Origin of the sequence: Paralcaligenes sp. KSB-10, from assembly GCF_021266465.1 — a bacterium.
GTDB lineage: Bacteria > Pseudomonadota > Gammaproteobacteria > Burkholderiales > Burkholderiaceae_B.
Map to the genome: position 1 here is coordinate 4,379,615 of NZ_CP089848.1, position 17,376 is coordinate 4,396,990.

The 17,376-nt window shown below is 57.6% G+C and carries 18 protein-coding genes; 5 read left to right on the forward strand and 13 right to left on the reverse strand.

The window, feature by feature from the left end; translation table 11 throughout:
• Position 1: 1 nt before the first annotated feature.
• Both LSG25_RS20050 and LSG25_RS20055 read right to left on the reverse strand, forming a co-directional pair.
• Positions 2–433 carry a cupin domain-containing protein gene (locus tag LSG25_RS20050; RefSeq protein ID WP_232742626.1) on the reverse strand — a complete coding sequence of 144 codons (432 nt, stop codon included), beginning with the start codon at positions 431–433 and terminating at the stop codon, positions 2–4.
• Positions 430–837 (reverse strand): tautomerase family protein, encoded by a 408-nt coding sequence (locus LSG25_RS20055; RefSeq protein WP_232742627.1) that lies wholly within the window; start codon positions 835–837, stop codon positions 430–432. The genes LSG25_RS20050 and LSG25_RS20055 overlap by 4 nt, the downstream gene beginning before the upstream one ends.
• Before the next feature lie 104 nt (positions 838–941).
• Here LSG25_RS20055 and LSG25_RS20060 point away from each other — a divergent pair, with 104 nt between their 5' ends.
• On the forward strand, positions 942–1,826 hold the full coding sequence (locus LSG25_RS20060) for a LysR substrate-binding domain-containing protein (protein WP_232742628.1): 885 nt from the start codon (positions 942–944) through the stop codon (positions 1,824–1,826).
• Here LSG25_RS20060 and LSG25_RS20065 read toward each other — a convergent pair.
• The 3 genes from LSG25_RS20065 to LSG25_RS20075 form a co-directional block, all read right to left on the reverse strand.
• Complete coding sequence (locus LSG25_RS20065; RefSeq protein WP_232742629.1) at positions 1,814–3,178, reverse strand: bifunctional diguanylate cyclase/phosphodiesterase; 1,365 nt, start codon at positions 3,176–3,178, stop codon at positions 1,814–1,816. The genes LSG25_RS20060 and LSG25_RS20065 overlap by 13 nt on opposite strands.
• 77 nt (positions 3,179–3,255) lie before the next feature.
• Entirely contained in the window at positions 3,256–3,981 is a 726-nt protein-coding gene (locus LSG25_RS20070; protein ID WP_232742630.1) for an aspartate/glutamate racemase family protein, read from the reverse strand.
• A gap of 175 nt (positions 3,982–4,156) precedes the next feature.
• Complete coding sequence (locus tag LSG25_RS20075; protein WP_232742631.1) at positions 4,157–5,176, reverse strand: D-cysteine desulfhydrase; 1,020 nt, start codon at positions 5,174–5,176, stop codon at positions 4,157–4,159.
• 109 nt (positions 5,177–5,285) lie between these two features.
• Here LSG25_RS20075 and LSG25_RS20080 point away from each other — a divergent pair, with 109 nt between their 5' ends.
• Positions 5,286–6,218, forward strand: a complete 933-nt coding sequence (locus LSG25_RS20080; RefSeq protein ID WP_232742632.1) for a LysR family transcriptional regulator — start codon at positions 5,286–5,288, stop codon at positions 6,216–6,218.
• Between the two features lie 108 nt (positions 6,219–6,326).
• Here the strand turns inward: LSG25_RS20080 and LSG25_RS20085 are convergent, their stop codons facing one another.
• The 3 genes from LSG25_RS20085 to LSG25_RS20095 are packed head-to-tail and all read right to left on the reverse strand — an operon-like array spanning position 6,327 to position 10,241.
• Positions 6,327–7,841, reverse strand: a complete 1,515-nt coding sequence (locus tag LSG25_RS20085) for a fumarate hydratase (RefSeq protein ID WP_232742633.1) — start codon at positions 7,839–7,841, stop codon at positions 6,327–6,329.
• Positions 7,842–7,871: 30 nt separating this feature from the next.
• Entirely contained in the window at positions 7,872–8,852 is a 981-nt protein-coding gene (locus LSG25_RS20090; protein ID WP_232742634.1) for a tripartite tricarboxylate transporter substrate binding protein, read from the reverse strand.
• A gap of 42 nt (positions 8,853–8,894) precedes the next feature.
• On the reverse strand, positions 8,895–10,241 hold the full coding sequence (locus tag LSG25_RS20095) for an adenylosuccinate lyase family protein (protein WP_232742635.1): 1,347 nt from the start codon (positions 10,239–10,241) through the stop codon (positions 8,895–8,897).
• 173 nt (positions 10,242–10,414) lie between these two features.
• On the opposite strand from LSG25_RS20095, the gene LSG25_RS20100 reads away from it, so the two are divergent.
• On the forward strand, positions 10,415–11,137 hold the full coding sequence (locus LSG25_RS20100; protein WP_232742636.1) for a GntR family transcriptional regulator: 723 nt from the start codon (positions 10,415–10,417) through the stop codon (positions 11,135–11,137).
• Positions 11,138–11,141: 4 nt separating this feature from the next.
• On the opposite strand, the gene LSG25_RS20105 is transcribed toward LSG25_RS20100, so the two are convergent.
• Positions 11,142–12,269 carry an aminotransferase class V-fold PLP-dependent enzyme gene (locus tag LSG25_RS20105; protein WP_232742637.1) on the reverse strand — a complete coding sequence of 376 codons (1,128 nt, stop codon included), beginning with the start codon at positions 12,267–12,269 and terminating at the stop codon, positions 11,142–11,144.
• A gap of 197 nt (positions 12,270–12,466) precedes the next feature.
• On the opposite strand from LSG25_RS20105, the gene LSG25_RS20110 reads away from it, so the two are divergent.
• Both LSG25_RS20110 and LSG25_RS20115 read left to right on the forward strand, forming a co-directional pair.
• Positions 12,467–13,621, forward strand: coding sequence for a winged helix-turn-helix domain-containing protein (locus tag LSG25_RS20110; protein ID WP_232742638.1), 1,155 nt, complete (start codon positions 12,467–12,469; stop codon positions 13,619–13,621).
• A gap of 69 nt (positions 13,622–13,690) precedes the next feature.
• Positions 13,691–14,761: a PA0069 family radical SAM protein gene (locus LSG25_RS20115; protein ID WP_232742639.1), complete on the forward strand. Its 1,071-nt coding sequence runs from the start codon at positions 13,691–13,693 to the stop codon at positions 14,759–14,761.
• Positions 14,762–14,790: 29 nt separating this feature from the next.
• On the opposite strand, the gene LSG25_RS20120 is transcribed toward LSG25_RS20115, so the two are convergent.
• From LSG25_RS20120 to LSG25_RS20135, 4 genes are all read right to left on the reverse strand, one after another.
• Positions 14,791–15,609 (reverse strand): oxaloacetate decarboxylase, encoded by an 819-nt coding sequence (locus LSG25_RS20120; protein WP_232742640.1) that lies wholly within the window; start codon positions 15,607–15,609, stop codon positions 14,791–14,793.
• Between the two features lie 44 nt (positions 15,610–15,653).
• Entirely contained in the window at positions 15,654–16,169 is a 516-nt protein-coding gene (gene msrA / locus LSG25_RS20125; RefSeq protein WP_232742641.1) for a peptide-methionine (S)-S-oxide reductase MsrA, read from the reverse strand.
• A gap of 142 nt (positions 16,170–16,311) precedes the next feature.
• The gene (locus LSG25_RS20130) at positions 16,312–17,184 is read right to left on the reverse strand and encodes a LysR substrate-binding domain-containing protein (RefSeq protein ID WP_232742642.1); all 873 of its coding nucleotides are present in this window, start codon (positions 17,182–17,184) and stop codon (positions 16,312–16,314) included.
• Between the two features lie 10 nt (positions 17,185–17,194).
• Complete coding sequence (locus tag LSG25_RS20135; protein WP_232742643.1) at positions 17,195–17,350, reverse strand: hypothetical protein; 156 nt, start codon at positions 17,348–17,350, stop codon at positions 17,195–17,197.
• Between the last annotated feature and the right edge of the window lie 26 nt (positions 17,351–17,376).

Here is a 17,376-nt window from a genome sequence, read left to right on the forward strand (position 1 = left end):
ATCAAGCTGAGCCAGCCTCGTTTCCGAGCGCCTGGGAAGGTTCATGCCACTGGGAATATGTGCCATGTTTTACGCCCTGAATGCTCAGATACGACATGGGTTCTTCGTCCGTCGCGCCATGGCGATGCGCCTCGTCCGGCGCCAGCCATACCACGTCGCCGGCATTGGCGCGGAAGATGCCTCCGCCTTCGCGCTGAACCAGGCAAACCCCCGAAAGAATATACAAGGTCTGCCCCAGGGGATGGCTATGCCAGTGGGTCCACGTCCCGGCTGCGTAATGGGCTTTCATCACGGTATTTTCGTGATCGGCCTGCGATGACAAAAACATTTGCGTAGCAAGCTTACCGGTGGCGATACCCGCGTCGGCCGGTATGGCGCGTACGTCCCAATCGTATACGACTGTCAGCAATGCAGGCAATTTCAGGCCAGTCATGATATGTCCTCCTCTGTCGCACCTTCGAGCATTTGCGCCAGGCCTTTTCCAAATGACCACTCATCGCGCCGCGAGGTCGAAATAATGACCATGATGTCGTCGGGACGGATGCCAGGATTTGCCTCCAGGCGGCGGGCCAGCGTTTGGAAAAAGCGTTTTTTCGTTTCCGTGGAACGCGGCTTGCCGGTTGTCAGGGCGATATAGACAAGATCCGCACTCCGATCCATATCCATGTAGTGCGGATCGAAAATAATGTCGTCCTGGTCGTGCTGGTGGATCACCTGGAATCTGTCGTTGGGCGGCACGTCGAACGACTCGACCAGCGCGGCATGCAACTGATCGCTTAGGGCCCGCAGGTAATCGCGCGATTTGCCCCGCGCCAGTGAAATTCGTGCAAAAGGCATGATAATTTCTCCGTGAAAAGTGTTGATGCAGGAATCTTATAGCGCTATATTGTTTTAATAAATCAAATTATTATTCATTGATAGTTCAGTATTTTGGAATTGATATGGCCTTACATAACCTGGATATCAACGCGCTGCGCACGTTCGAAACCGGCATGGCGCTGGGCACCTTCGCCAAAGCATCCGATCGCATCGGGCGTTCGCCGGCCGCCGTCAGTGCCCAGTTGAAAAAGCTCGAGCAGCAGACCGGCGTCGCACTTTTCCAGAAAGTCGGCCGCAGACTGGCACTGACCGAAGCAGGCGAAACCCTGCTTAGCTACGCACGCCAAATTTTGGCGGCCAACGATGCGGCGCTAACCGCCATACACAGCACGCAAGCTCGAGGCAAAGTCCGCCTGGGGCTGCAGGAAGACCTGGGGGAACGAGTATTGACCGATGTGCTGGGGCGGTTCGCCCGAGCCCACCGCGGCATGCGTATCGAAACCCGCGTATGCCGCAACGCCGAACTGATGGAGCGTGTAAATCGCGGCGAACTGGATTTGGCCGTTGTGTGGGGCGATGGCGGGGCCGCGCCCTATCGCGAAAAGCTGGCCGAATTGCCTATGATCTGGATAGGCGGCGTCAATAGTCCGGCGCCCGATCCGGGCAGCGCGGCCGAGCCCTTGCAACTAGTCGCGTTCGAAAACCAATGCCTGTTCAAGACGGCCGCGATGGAAGCACTGAGCAAGACCGGAATAGACTGGGGTGTGTCGTTTACAAGCTCCAGCCTGAATGGCCTGCTGGCCGCAGTCGCCGCTGGACTGGGTATTACCATCCGCACTTCCATTGGGCTGCCGCCGCAGGTTAGGGGCCTTAGTCCGTCAATGAGTCGCCTGCCGCGTCTACCCAAAGTCGAACTGACCATGATCGCCGCCCGCCCTGATCACGAGGCTGCCGTGGCGTTCCTGATCAATGCCTTGCGCACCGCCATCCAGGATTATCTGTTGTGATAACTCTGAAATCCGTCGTGGTAGGTGCCATTTTTTGCGGAATACATGGCCTTGTCGGCGTGTTTGAGGAGTTGTTGCTCGCCGTCCCCATGATCTGGATAGAGCGCGATCCCGATGCTCGGCACGATGTTCAGGTCGTGGCCATCTATGCTGATGGGGTGGCTTAGCTCGCTGCGGATTTTTTCCGCCACCAGCGCCGCCTGCTCAGGTAATGAGGTATGTTGGAGCAGCACCACAAACTCGTCGCCGCCGACACGGGCGACTGTATCCGATTCGCGCACGCAGTGCTTCAGGCGCTCGGCAACCTTTTGCAGCAATAAGTCTCCGACGGCATGGCCCAGGGTATCGTTGACTTGCTTGAATTTGTCCAGATCAATGTAAAGCAGGGAAAATCGCCCTTGCTCGCGTCGCGCCGTTGCCAGCGCGACTTTCAGACGATCGTACAGAAGCCCGCGGTTGGGGAGAACGGTCAGTTGATCGTACTGCGCCATGTGCCGCAGTCGAACCTGCATTTGTTGACGCTCGATGACGGTGGCAATCTGAGTCGAGACGAACTGCAGCAGCTCCTGATCTTTTTCGCTGTAGCATACGCCGCCTGGATAGCTTTTGACCACCAGCACTCCGATTGTGCCCTTGTGCGATTTGAGCGGGACACCCAGCCAGCAGAGCGGGTTCGTGCCGACGGAGACTTGCAGCTCCTCCAGGCGAGTGGTCATTGTCTCTGGAGTCAGCAGAAGCGGTTGTCCGGTACGGATAATCTCTGCGCAGAGCGTTCCCGCGGCGGGTTCGGACGGCTTGGGTGTTTGCTCGCGCTCATCCACGTAATATGGAAAACTCAGTTGGCCTGTTTCTTTGTCGTACAGCGTAACGGAAAAATTATCCGCATGCAGCAGCGCGCCGACGATCTGGTGAATGCGTTTAAACAGTGTGGGCAGATCCTCGGCGGCGTACGCGGCTTCGGAAATGGAATAGAGCGCCGCCTGCATGGACTCGGCTCGTTTGCGTTCGGTGATGTCACGCGCAACCCCGATCCGCAATTGGTCGGCCGCCGACCAGCGCGCCGACCACATGATGTGGACGACTTGCCCATCTTTGCGAATGTAACGGTTCTCAAAATGCAGTTGAGGGCGGCCCGACATGACGTCGTTCACCGAGTTCCTGGTCATCTCGCGATCTTCCGGCAGCATCATGTCGAACATGTTTTTGCCGATCATTTCTTGCGGCGTATACCCAAAAATACGCTCGCACGCGGCGCTGGCGAAAACGACACGGGCATCGACATCGACCCCAAAGACGGCATCCATCAGGAGGTCGATGAAGCTGGCCAGCGGCGTGTAGATGTTCGTTTCCATGGGGAAATTATAATGAGGTGATCCAGCCAACGCTTGTTAGACGCTATTGAACCTCATTTCGTGGCCCATCGACAACACTAAGGCTGCGAACGGTACCAAGCCAGGCCGGCCAGGGCCAGCGCATCGATGGAGTCGGTAATTGCCACGCCCAGCCCGACGCGCAACGGATGCGGCAGCGCCAGAGGCAGTTCCGTGCAGCCCAGCACGACCGCGTCCACGCCCTGCTCGCGCAAATACGCGACGCACGCAAGGGCGGGGTGGAGCGCTTCGGCCAAACGATTGTTTTTGACCAGGCGTATCGAATCGGCGCAGCCACCCTCTATCAGCGCGGCAGGGGGTATTACCGGCTCATAGCCTTGTGCCCGCAGTTCGTGTTGATACAGCCCCAGCCTTAACGTAGTGGCGGTGCCCAATACCCCGATGCGGCCTTTGGCGATACCCTGGCGGCGCAAATCGTCGATCACCGCCTGCACAATGTGCAGTACCGGCACATGGGTCGATGCGGCAAGCTGTTCGTACCATAGATGCGCTGTGTTGCAGGGAATCACCAGCGCGCGGGCACCCGCTTCCACCAACCGTTTTACGCCATTTTCCATCCATGGCAGCGGGTCCTCGCCATGTCCCGCGTGCCCGGCGGGGCGATCCGGCACGCGGGGATCATTCCATAAGATCGCGGGAATATGCTGCTGGTCGCATTGGCTTTCGGTCAGGGCAATCAGACGCTCCATGAACGTGGCCCCTGCCAGAGGCCCCATACCGCCCAGCACGCCCAGGAAATGGCCTTCGAATTGATTATTGGTCATGGTATAGCTTCAGTAGCGCCCCGATCACCATCGTCAGGGCGACCCGCTTCGCGGACAAGAAATTGTCGCATGCCGGTGGCTCGGACGACTTGAAAGGGAAAGCCGTGGTTTTCACATCGGCATCAGCTATATCAGGTGCTTGAAGTCCGGCCTTATTATTTGGCGGCCCGGCCGGTCAAGCCCTGGGTGTTTTGTCAAAAACGGCCCGATAGCCGAACAGGCCTGCGGAACCTCCGGTGTGGATGAACACCACGTTTTCGCCCTTCTTGAAATGGCCGGAACGGATCAGGCCGATCAGTCCAGCCATGCCTTTGCCCGAATAAACCGGGTCGAGCAATATGGCTTCGAGTTCAGCGGTCAGGCGCACTGCCTCGATCATCGAGTCGGTTGGAATGCCGTAACCCTCGCCTACGAAGTCCGAATTGGCGACGATGTCGGCGCGCTCCACCGACGATGCGGGCAGCCTCATGTAATCGAGGGTGGACTGCACCAGTTTCCATACGTTTTCTTCCTGCTTCTGCTTGGGTGCGCGTACGCTGACGCCATAGACGGGAATCCCGCTATTGCTTGCGCGCAGGCCAACGACCAGGCCGGCCTGAGTGCCGGTGCTTCCGGTTGCGTGAACCACATGATCAATACGCATACCGGTTTCAAAAGACTGATTCAGCAGTTCTTGGGCGCAAGCCACGTAACCGAGTGCGCCAACAGGCGTGGATCCGCCGCCGGGAATGACGTAGGGCTTGCCGCCGGCGCTGCGCAATTCCGTGGCCAGCGACTCCATGGCCTGTTGCATGTCGGTGCCCGAGGGCAGGCGCGCGACGATCTCACCGCCCATCAAGCCATCGAGCATGACATTGCCCGAATGCTCGTAATCGTCGGTGGCGTCGCTTACTCGCTGTTCGAGCAGAATCTTGCACTTCATGCCCACGCGGGCCGCGGCAGCAATGGTTTGACGTGCATGGTTGGACTGCACCGCGCCTTGCGTAATCAGGGTGTCCGCACCCTCTGCAATCGCCTGCGCCACCAGAAATTCGAGTTTGCGCGTCTTGTTCCCACCCGTCGCTAGACCCGTGCAATCATCGCGCTTGATATATATATTCGGCCCATCGAGATGCCGGGTCAGGTTCGGCATGAATTCAAGCGGTGTGGGGAAGTGTCCCAAACGTACGCGGGGATAGGCGGCAAGCTGCAACATTGTGAACTCCTGGATAGAAAGTGGCCCTTATCATATATGGAGATAATGACGTTGCCCAATGCTATGTTTTTAGAGCATTATGTCTTTTTTGCATAGGCAGGGCAGGCCGATGAAACAACTCTGGATCGAAGATTTCCTGACACTGGTCGAGGCAGGCACTTTTTCCCGTGCCGCGAAGCTGCGCCATGTGACCCAGCCGGCATTTTCCCGTCGTATACAGCTGCTTGAAGCATGGCTGGGTGTGGAACTGGTCGATCGCAGCATTCAACCCATGCGCCTGACCGCTGTAGCCGAACGGCATGTTCCGGCATTTCGCGCACTATTGCGCGACCTCGGCCAGTTGCGCAGCCGCATGCAATCCGAGCATAACGGTTCGGCACGGATCGTACTTGCCACGCAGCACTCCCTGACCATGACGCGGCTGCCCGCTTTGCTGGAATTGCTGATCCAGAACCACGGCCCAAGGATCGATTTCAATGTGCGTTCGGAAAACCGCGACGAATGCGTGGCGCTTTTCATGCGTGGCGAAGCCGACCTGTTGTTGTGCATGGAAGAAAAAGACGATTCCCTGTACAAGCTGGTACCCGAGTCTTTGCGCTTGCCATTCGGGCAAGAAAAATTGGTGCCGCTGAGCGTGCCCGGAAAGAAGGGAAGGGCATTACATGCGCCGCGAGCCGGAAAGCCGCTTAATCTATTGGCGTTCCCTCCGGACAGTTTCCTGGGCCGAGTTATGCATGAGCGGATTTTCAACACATTATTGCATCACCACAATGTTGAAATCGTCCACGAATCGGTTTTTCTGGCCGGGGTAAAGGAAATGTTGCTGGCCGGCCTGGGCATGGCCTGGCTGCCCGAAAGCCTTGTCGAACGCGAGCTGAAATCCGGGGCTCTGGTCACCTTGACCGCCTTGGGCGGTGTATTCAAACCCGTCACATTGCAGTTGGGCCTGTATCGCGGCCCCCATTCCAGCTATCCCGAAGCCATGGACCGAATCTGGACAATGTTGAGCAAATCGAAAGGCCAAGCGGCGATTGCCAATTAGGTTTGACTTGAACAGAATGGCCAAGGCAATGGCGTCAATAACACGCGGCAGATACGCGGGCGATATGCGCAATAGCTGCGCGAGACAAGGCTTGCCCGTTGCTCCAGACTAGTTTTCTGGAATTATGGGCAAGGTACGATGCACGGTGCCGCCTAGTGCGTCGACCGCCACGATCACGGGCATGTTGTGAACTTCGAATTCGTAGATGGCTTCCATGCCCAGGTCATCGAATGCAACGACGCGGGCGGAACGCACAGCCTTTGAAATTAGATACGCGGCACCACCCACCGCCGTTAAGTAGGCTGATTTGGCGTGCTTTATGGCCGCAATAGCTGTTGCGCCGCGCTCGGCTTTTCCTATGGTCGCCAGCAGCCCGGTTTTCTCGAGCAGCGCGGGCATGAATTTATCCATGCGGGTGGCGGTGGTGGGGCCGGCCGGGCCAACCGCTTCGTTGCCAACCGGATCGACAGGGCCTGTGTAGTAGATGGCCCGATTGCGCAGATCGACAGGCAGAGGAAGGTTTTTCTCAAGCAGATCGGCAAGACGTTTGTGCGCGGCATCGCGCGCGGTCAGCAATGTACCTGAAAGCATCAGCGCATCACCGGCGCGCCAGCTTGCTACTTGTGCCTGAGTCAATGTATTCAGGTTCACAGACTTGCCGTTCTGCATTGGCAGCGCATCGGGCACGTCATCCCAGAGCGCCGGGTCGGGGGGAGTGAAGGTGGCGGGCCCCGATCCGGTCAATAAAAAGGAGGTGAAGCGGGTGGCTGCGCAGTTGGGCACAATCGCCACCGGAAGCAGCGCCGCATGAGAGGGCGCTTGCTCTATTTTTATATCAAGTACCGTTGTCAGCCCCCCCAGTCCCTGGGCTCCAATACCCAGGGCATTGATGCGTTCGAAGAGTTCGAGCCGCAGCGAATCCACATTGTTTTTAGGTTCGTGTTGCCGCAGTTCGTGCATATTTATCGGGGCGAATAAAGACCGTTTGGCCATGAACATGGCCTGTTCCGGACTGCCGCCTATGCCAACGCCAAGAACTCCCGGCGGGCACCACCCGGCTCCCATTCCAGGCAATTGATTGACTATCCAGTCGGAAATCGAATCGCTGGGATTGAGCATGGCGTAACGCGCCTTGACATCGCCGCCGCCGCCTTTGGCGGCTACAAGCACTTCCAGCGTATTGCCTTCCACCAGCTCTGTGTGAACGATGGCCGGTGTATTGTTGCCGGTGTTGATCCGGCTACCCAATGGCCCATGGATCATGGACGCCCGCAAGGGATTGGCCGCGCAGGTATAGGCTTCGGCCACCGCCTGATTGGCCAGTGCCTGCAGGCTGCGTGTGCCGCCGGTGTGGCCGGTGTCTTGAATGCGCGCGTCCATGCCCATCCGGAAGAATACATGAGTCACGCCTGTATCTTGGCAGATCGGACGATGGGCGTGGGCGCAGAGTTTGCTGTTGATGAGCAATTGGAGCAGAGCGTTTCGGGCCGGCGCGTGCGTTTCCGATTTATATGCCTGTTTAATGGCAAGGAGGAAATCGGTGGGGTGATAGTAGCTGACGTACTGCAGTGCGTCAGCAATGCTTTTGATCACATCGTCGGCTTTTATGCTTTGTGTAGCCATGTTATATGAGGCCGTCAGGGTGAGGCATTTCTATTTAAGGCTGATGCCGGCTTTCTTGATGACTTCCGCCCAGCGCGCGCCTTCGTCAATAGTGAATTGCTGGAAAGCCTTGGGTGCATAGTCGGCGTCCGGGAGCAGGAGTATGCCCTGGTCGGCCATCTTCTGAGTAAAGCTCTTGTCTTGCATCGCACGTCCATAGGCTTGGTATAGCGTTTGTATTACCTTGTCGGGAGTGCCTTTGGGTGCATACAAGCCATACCATGTGGATACCTGGAAGCCAGGGATGGCACTTTCCTTTAGTGTGGGGACGTTGGGGAACTGCTCCATGCGATTGGCAGCCGTCAAGGCCAGAGCGCGTACCTTCTTCCCTTGGGTCTGGGGCAGTGCCGTGTTTGTCTGGTCGAACATGGCATCCACCTGGCCGCCGATAAGGTCATTGAGCGCCGGCCCCGCTCCCTTATACGCAATGGGTTGAATCTGTATCCCGGCTTTGCTGGCGAACATGGCGGCTACCAGATGCGAGGTGGAGCCCACACCGGCGTTGCCGAAATTGAGCCGCTCAGGGTTTTTCTTGCCGAAGGCAATCAGCCCGTCGACGGTTTTATAGGGCGATTTTTCGCCGACGAGCAAGACTAAAGGCGTATCCGGAAAGCGAAAGACTGCTTCGAAGTCTTTGGTGGGGCTGTAGGGCAGTTTGGGGTACAGGGACGGTGCGGCAGCCATGTAACCGATGTGGCCCACCAGAAAGGTATAGCCGTCGGGCTCCGCCCGCGATGCTTTGGCGGCGCCTATGGTGCCTCCGGCGCCAGGCACATTCTCCACCAATATGGTTTCCTTGAGTTCCTGCGATACCTTGTTGGCGATATTACGCGCCATGGCGTCGGTAGGGCCTCCAGCGGAAAATGGAACAATCCATGTAATGGCGTGGTTTGGATAGTTTTCCGCCGCGTGGACGGCAAAAATCGGATTAAGCAATATCGTGGCGGCTACAGCCGCAATTCGTTTTTTCATGGTTGTCTTCCTCGTCTTTTGGCAGGTGTATGAATGCAATGCTCAGGGGCGGTCGAAGTTGCGCATTCTGTCGACCATTTGTGGTGCGCAACCCAGGTAATTCAATGGGTTGCACAAATCCTCGATACTTTTTTTGTCCATCCGCGAGGAAATGGCCGGTTCGTCGCAGAGGACGTCGGATAGCTGAAGGCCTGTCTTGGCGGCCTTGCGGCAGGCGTCGTACACCACATCGTGCGCCGTCTGGCGGCCGATGTGCGGTGCCAGGCCCATCATTACCGCTTCGGCGACAATCAGGCCGCCAGACAGATCCAGGTTGCTGCGCATGCGCGCGGCATCAACCTCCAGGCCGCCCAGCATGAATTTCGCTTGATGCAATGAACCGGCTGTGAGTACGAAGGCTTCGGGAATCGTCGACCATTCAATGTGCCAGGGCCCCGTCGCACGCTCAAAGTCGTGCAACATGGCATCCAGAGCCAGTCCGGCATGCTGGCGCACGGTTCTGGATGCACTCCACATAAGTTCGCATGAAATCGGATTGCGTTTCTGCGGCATGGTGCTGGATGCTCCACGGCCTTTTACAAACGGCTCGAATGCTTCGCCAAGCTCGTTGGTCATCATCAGCATCACGTCCAATGCGATTTTTCCCAGTGTCGCGGTTATCAGGCCAAGGAATTGCACTGCTTCGGCCAGGCCGTCGCGTGCGACATGCCAGGTGACGGGGGTCGCACCCAGTTTGAGTTCGGCCATAAGGGCCGCGTGCACAGCTAACCCCTGATTTCCCAAAGAGGCCAGCGTGCCTGCGGCACCGCCGAATTGGCCGACCAGTACGCGCGGCCTGAGCTGGGCCAGTCGTTCGCGATGGCGGCGAATCATCAACAGCCACACGGCGGCTTTGTAGCCAAAAGTAATGGGCAAGGCATGTTGCAGATGTGTGCGGCCGGCCATCGGCGTGTCGCGGTAATGCCCGGCCAAGCCGTCGAGCAAGTCATCGAGCTCGGCCAAATCGGCGTCGATCAGGGCAAGTGCGTCGCGGATTTGCAGCACGGTGGCGGTATCCATGATGTCTTGCGTTGTTGCGCCCCAATGCAGATATTCGCCTTCGGAGCCGCAAATTTTCGAGAGCTGGTGTACCAGCGGCAGGATGGGGTAGCCGACGATTTCGGTTTCTTCCTTGAGCAATTTCATGTCGATCTTCGCGGCGTCGGCGCGCGATGCGATTGCCGTGGCCGCGGCCTGGGGTATTACGCCCAGCCGTCCTTGTACGGTGGCGAGAGCGACTTCAGTCTCGATGTATCGTTGTATGGTGGCATGGTCGTCGAATACGGAACGCATGGCCGGGGTGCCGAACATATCTTTGAAAATGGCGGAGTCGAGAACGGAAACAGGCATTATTAATGTACGCTCAAATAAAGTTGTACGAACATATTATGGCCGTCGAAATAATCTGTCAATCAATTATTTCGGTGTGATTGTCCGTTGCCGTCTTCATGAGATTTCCGTTCGCCGCTGGATTGGGCGGGCGGAGACGTTAGAATTGACGCAACTTCCTTCAGCCTTATGACATGACAGCCATCCGCTACACAAAAATCTCCGAAATTCTGGCGCGCCGCATCGCCGAGCAGCGGTATCCCGTTGGGTCTGTGATGCCCACGGAAAAAGAACTGGTTGAAGAGTTTGATGCAAGCCGCCACACAGTGCGCGCGGCATTGCGCCAGCTGCAGGATTTGCGTTTGATTTCTCGTCGGCGTGGCAGTGGAACGATTGTCGAGTCCATGTCGCCCAGTACCGGTTTTAGCCAGTCCTTGTCCTCTCTTGACGATTTGATCCAACTGGCGGCAAGTACCCCGCGCCAGTTGCAGAAGGTTCAGGAAATCGTGGCGGATATCGAACTGGCCAGCGAGTTGGGCGTCGGCCCCGGCACGCGGTGGCTCAAGTTCACCTCAGTGCGTGCGGGCGCCGATGATATGCCGATAGTCTGGACAGATGTGTATGTTGATGCTCGCTATGGCGAGATCAGGAAATTTGTGAAGGCAAATCCGGATCGCCTGATTTCCGAGCTGATAGAAGCTCATTACGGGCGACGAATAGTCACGGTTGAGCAAGGCATAACAGCCTGCCGTTTGCCTTCGCCTGTGGCCAGGATGCTGCGCGCGGAGACCGGTTCGCCGGGCTTGTCGATTTTGCGACAGTATCGCGACCAGGGTGGCACACTGCTCGAGGTGTCTACGTCCTTCTACCCGGCGGGACGTTATAAATTCTCGACCACCCTGGTTAGAGAAAAATAGCCGCCTAGACGATCTCGTCCAGGGCCTTTGCCAGGCGTGCCGTTGTGCGCTCGATGTTGTGCAGCTTGTCCAGGCCGAACAGCCCGATACGAAATGTCTTGAAATCGGCGGGTTCGTCGCATTGCAGCGGTACGCCCGCGGCGGCCTGCAAACCCGCCTGTGTGAATTTTTTGGCGGAGTGTATGCCTTCGTCGTCGGTATAGCTGACGACGACGCCGGGCGCTTCAAAGCCCTTTGCCGCGACGCTCTTGAAGCCTTTCCCGGCCAGCAGCGCGCGTACTTTGTCGCCGAGCTGCTGCTGTTCCGCGCGAACCTTGTCGAAGCCATACGCTTGCGTCTCGGCCATGACGTTGCGCAGGACGGTGAGGGCATCGGTGGGCATGGTGGCGTGGTAGGCAAAGCCGCCTTGCTCGTAGGCTTCCATGATCTGCATCCATTTGCGCAAATCGCAGGCAAAGCTGGTGCTGACGGTCGAGTCGATTCTTTCCCGCGCCAGGGCGCTTAGCATTACCAGCGCGCAACACGCCGAGGCGCTCCAGCCTTTTTGCGGCGCGCTGATCAGCACATCCACCCCAATCGCCTGCATGTCGACCCAGAGGGCTCCGGACGCGATGCAGTCCAGCACAAAGAGCCCCCCTTCGGCATGCACGGCGTCGGCGACTTTTCGCATATAGGCGTCGGGCAGCAATATTCCGGAGGCGGTTTCGACATGAGGGGCGAACACGACATCGGGTTTGTTTGCCTTGATCGCGGCGAGCACCTCTTCGATAGGAGGGGGCGCGAACGCCGCTTGCCTGCCGTTTTCGGCCGGGCGTGCTTTGAGCACAGTGGTGGCCGAAGGTATGCCGCCCATGTCGAAAATCTGGCTCCAGCGGAAACTGAACCATCCGGTGCGGATAACAAGGCATCGCTTGTTTGTGGCAAATTGCCGCGCCACCGCTTCCATGCCGAAGGTGCCGCTGCCGGGCACCACAATGGCCGACTGCGCGTTGTAGACGCGTTTCAATGTTTTGGAGATGTCTTTCATTACGTCTTGAAAAACATGCGACATATGATTTATTGCACGGTCGGTGTAGACCACGGAATATTCCAGAAGTCCGTCGGGATCGATATTGGGCAGTAGGCTAGGCAAGTTTCTTCTCCTGGAGGAAAGAATGGGATCGGCACGGTCAATTCAAGGTGAAAGACCAGGAGCATTTCGCTCTCCCAAAGCAATGTCGACCTCGGTGTACTTCTGGCCTGATTTTAGACCATTGTGGTCGAATGATAGGCAAATCCGGCTTGACCGTATAATTTTCCTCTAAACAAATTTGGTAGCGCCAGGTTCGTATGCCGCAGCAATCCACCACTCCCGCTTTTCTTACTCAACTGCAGGCGCGCCATCTCTGGTTGCGCGCTCAAAGGCTCGACACTGTAGCGCCGTTCGGCAACGGTGCGAAAGCCACTCTGGCGGCGATTGAGCATTTGGGTTATGTGCAGATCGACACCATCAATGTGATCGAACGCAGCCATCACCATATTCTGTGGACGCGAATTCCGTCCTATCAGCGCCGCCACTTGCACCAGGCGCAGACTGTCGACAAGACCATTTTCGAGTACTGGACGCATGCCCTGTCTTATGTCCCAACCCGCGATCTGAAGTTTTTCGTGGCCGATATGAAGCTCCATCAAAAGTCGCCGAAAAGCTGGTACAGCTCTGTGACTCAAGGTGATCTTCGCAAGGTTCTTACTCGTATTCGGAGTGAGGGCGCATTGTCGATACGCGATATCAGCGACGATACGCTGGTTGAGAAAGACCACGCGTGGGCAAGCCGCAAGCCTTCGAAGCGGGCTCTGCAGTTCGCTTTCTACGCGGGCAAGCTGGCTGTCAGCGAGCGCGTCGGCATGTTGAAAACGTACGAGCTCATGGACCGGCACTTCCAGTGGGACAGCCCGCCCAAAAGCGCTTCGGAGAGCCAAACCATTGAATACTTGCTCGACAGGGCGCTTAGATCGCAAGGGATCGCAAGCCTGGACTCAATCTGCCACTTGAATGCGAAACGCAAGCCTCTTGTCCGACGTGCCATTGAAACCCGCCTGCGCCGCGGGCTTCTGGTTCCTGTGGCCGTCGAGGGCGCGGGCAGGCTGGAGCATTGGGCTTGCCCGGAAATGCTGGCCGACATCCCAGAGGCGGTCGAAGGCATACATGTGCTTTCGCCGTTCGATCCGCTGGTAATCCAGCGCAAGAGGCTGGATTTGTTCTTCGGCTACAAGCATGTGTTCGAGGCCTATGTGCCCAAGGAAAAACGCATCTACGGGTATATGGGCCTGCCTGTGCTGGTCGACGGAGAAATCGTTGCGGTGGTTGATCTGAAGGCCGACCGCGAGCGCCGCAAGCTGCTGCTGCAGCAATGGAGCTGGGTAGGCCAAGGCAAGGCATCCCGGCATAAAAAGCGGATCGAGGAAAAACTCCACGAGTTTGAACGGTTCCAGTTTGCGCCCTGAACGGGAAGTGCATGGGCAAGGCGATCGATATATACTGTGTAAATATACAGTATATATTGGGGCTTTCCTATGCAAACAACGCCAATCAAGGGAAGAGGCAGCGTTTCGAACAAGGTTTCGCGTTTCGAGGCGCTTGAACGGGAGCCATTCGACGACGAGTGGGCGCCGGATGATCAAGACGCCGCGCCAAAGCCGGCCACGACGGTTTTTTTCGAAGAGGCCAGGTCGGTTATTTCCCGCAACCAGTCACCAGACCTGTATTTCGAGCAGTCCATCAACCCGTACCGAGGCTGTGAGCATGGTTGCGTGTACTGCTATGCGCGGCCCACGCATGCTTACCTGAATCATTCTCCCGGCCTGGATTTTGAAACGAAGCTGTATGCCAAGGACAACGCGGCCAGCGTGCTGCGCAAGGAGTTGTCGCATCCATCTTACGTACCCAGGCTTATCGCGCTGGGGGCCAATACCGATCCGTACCAGCCGATCGAACGGCGGCTGCGCATAACGGCTTCGATCCTGGCGGTTCTCGAAGAATTCAGCCATCCCGTTGCCATTACGACGAAATCGGCGTCCGTGACGCAAGACATCGAGCTGCTTGCGCGCATGGCCGGCAAGAACCTGGTTCAAGTCTGCATCTCGGTGAGCTCGCTCGACCGGAACCTGGCCAGAACACTGGAGCCGCGCGCCAGCACTCCTGGGGCCCGCATGGACGCCATCCGGGCGCTTGACCAGGCGGGGATCCCTACGGGGGTGATCGTCGCCCCTGTCATCCCTGCGCTGAACGACTGCGACATGGAAAAGATCTTGTTCAGCGCTAAAGAGGCCGGCGCCACAGACGCCTGGTATGTGCTCCTGCGGCTGCCGCTGGAAATCTCCGAACTGTTTCGTGAATGGCTGGCCGCGCATCAGCCCTTGAAGGAAAAGCATGTCATGAATCTGATCAGGCAGATGCGGGGCGGCAAGGCGTACGACTCGGATTTTAAAACCCGAATGAGGGGCACAGGGGTCTTTGCCGATCTGCTCGAACAGCGTTTTCAAAAAGCGTGTGCGAAAGCGGGGCTGAACCAGGGCCGAAAGCGCTTGAGCACCGAGTTCTTTCGTCGGCCGCCCGAACGCAAGGCCCAGCTAAACCTGTTCTGAAAAATGTGCCCGATCCATTACTGCCTGGGCTAGCGAAATAATGAATTGAGTTCCGCGCCCGGCGCGGCGTCGGCAAATCCGTCGAAGCGGCCTTGTTCCGCTATGGCGCGGGCGGCGCGTGTAAACCCGCCCCAGGCCGACCGCGCAAGCGCGCCGCCAACGCTGACGCGCCGCACACCGAGTTCGGCAATGTCCTTCAGGGTGAGTTCACTGGCCGATCCGACGAGCAGATTGAACGGCTTGGGCGCAACGGCGGCGACCAGGGCGGCGATCTGCTCTCGCGTGCGTATGCCTGGCGCATAAAGGCAGTCCGCGCCGGCCTCCGCATAGGCCTGGAGCCTGGCGATTGTGTCGTCGAGGTCCGGCCGTCCCGCGAAGAAGTTCTCGGCCCGCCCCACCAACAGGGTATCCCCGCCCGCCTCGTCGATGGCGCTGCGCGCCGCCTTGATCCTGGCGACCGCGACGTCGATGTCATAAAGCGGCTTGGCCGGGTCGCCTGTCGAGTCTTCGATCGATAGCCCCGCCACACCGGTCTCGATTGCCAGCCGCACGCTTTGCGCCACACCTTGCGCATCGGAGGCGAAGCCGCTTTCAAAGTCCGCATTCACCGGCAGATCGGTTGCCGCAACCATGTCCCGCAAATGGGAAAGAACGATCTCGCGCGAGAGTGCGCCATCGGAATGGCCCTGCGACCAGGCAAAGCCCGAGCTTGTCGTGGCCAGTGCCTTGAAGCCCAGCCCCTGCAGGTAGCGTGCGCTGCCGGCATCCCAGGGATTGGGCAGCACAAAGCAGCCTCGTTCATGAAGGGAGCGAAAGGCGGCGCGTTTTTCAGCGATGGTACGGGTCATGGGGCCCTCCTCTGTTCGGTGGTGGGGGTTGGGAAACAGAACCTTCAGGCGGCTTTTTCCCGCCTCGGAAGTTTCCAGTCAGGCCGGACGAAATGGCAGGTGTAGCCGTTCGGATAGCGCTCCAGGTAATCCTGGTGCTCTGGTTCGGCTGTCCAGAAGGCGCCGGCCGGCACTACTTCGGTCACCACCTTGCCAGGCCAAAGCCCCGAGGCATCGACATCGGCAATCGTATCTTCTGCAACATGCTTCTGCTCGTCGCTGGAGTAGAAAATGGCCGAGCGATAACTGGTTCCGGTGTCGTTGCCCTGGCGGTTGCGTGTGCTTGGATCATGAATCTGGAAGAAAAACTCCAGAAGGCGGCGATAGCTGATCGTCTTGGGATCAAAGATTATTTCGATCGCTTCGGCGTGAGTTCCGTGGTTGCGGTAGGTCGCGTTGGCGACGTCACCGCCTGTATAGCCCACCTGTGTGGAAATTACCCCCGGATAGCGGCGCAGCAGATCCTGCATGCCCCAGAAGCAGCCGCCGGCAAGAATGGCGCGTTCGGTCGTTGTAGTCATGGTCGGTACTCCTGTTCGGGCGAGGCAAGAAGCGGCCTCCGGGCCGTGGCAATATATGAGTGCGTCAGCCTCCTCTCAGGGAGGCACGGCATGTTCATATGATATACCCGTACACTGGTGCGCCGCAGCCTGCGTGTTTCTATCAAAAAAGCAACTGAATGCCTTTCCATATTTTCGTATCCACCAGTTCCTTTAGCAGCTTGCGGCACAGCTCTATCACGGTTGTCGTCGCCGGCGAAACGGGCAGGGTATCGCTGGTGCACAGGCACATTTCCCTACTTAAGCCAATTCCGATTCTATGCATGGCCACTTCCTTGCGTTGTATTTCTTCATGCCCCGCCGCATAGGTTAGAACCGTGGCCGCCAGGCCCGCCTTCACGGCAGGGATCAGGATGGCCGAAGTGCTCGCCTCGCCATATAGGTTATAGGTGAGATGGGCCTGTAGAAATGCATTCTCGACTTTTGAGCGCACCGTGTTGGGCAGACTGGGCATAATAAGAGGAAGGGAAACGATTTTTTCCAGCGGAACCTCGCCCCGGGGCAATTGAACGCCAGGATGCGTCATCAGGTAAAGCTCTTCCCGCAAAACTGGGATGAATGCCATGTCTTTTGATTTTTGCGGATCGGGCACCAAGGAAAAATCCACCCGCCCATGAGTGACCAGGGATGTGAGGTCTGCACTGGGCACATCGACAATTTCCAGCACAATCGAGGGATACCGTTCCCTGACCATTTTCATCAGCCTCAGCGCCAATATTCTGGCTGTGCTCGATGGCATGCCGACCGATACATTACCCGTTATCGCACCTTCCTTCTTCGATAGAAGCGTGCGTGTGTTGTCGACTTGGCGCAGTATGGTTTTGGCATGCCGGTACAGCAGTTCGCCTTCACTGGTGGAGAATATGCCTCGCGGACTACGGTTCAGGAGCTTTATACCGAGCTCTTGTTCCAGCAGGGTTACTTGCTGGCTTAACGCAGGTTGCGCTATGTGCAGCGATTCCGCAGCCCGTGTCATGTTTTGCGCTTCAACGATCTTTACGAAATATTTTAATTGCCGCAGATTCATATCTCATCGCATTCAAAAATCGTTCGCCGGAAAAAACGACATGGTTCGCTTTTCTGGCCAGCTTGATGCCGCCCGCCGCGGAGCATCGTCTTGCTGTCAATCCTTCGAGATCCATGCATACCGTTCCACTATTGCTGTTAT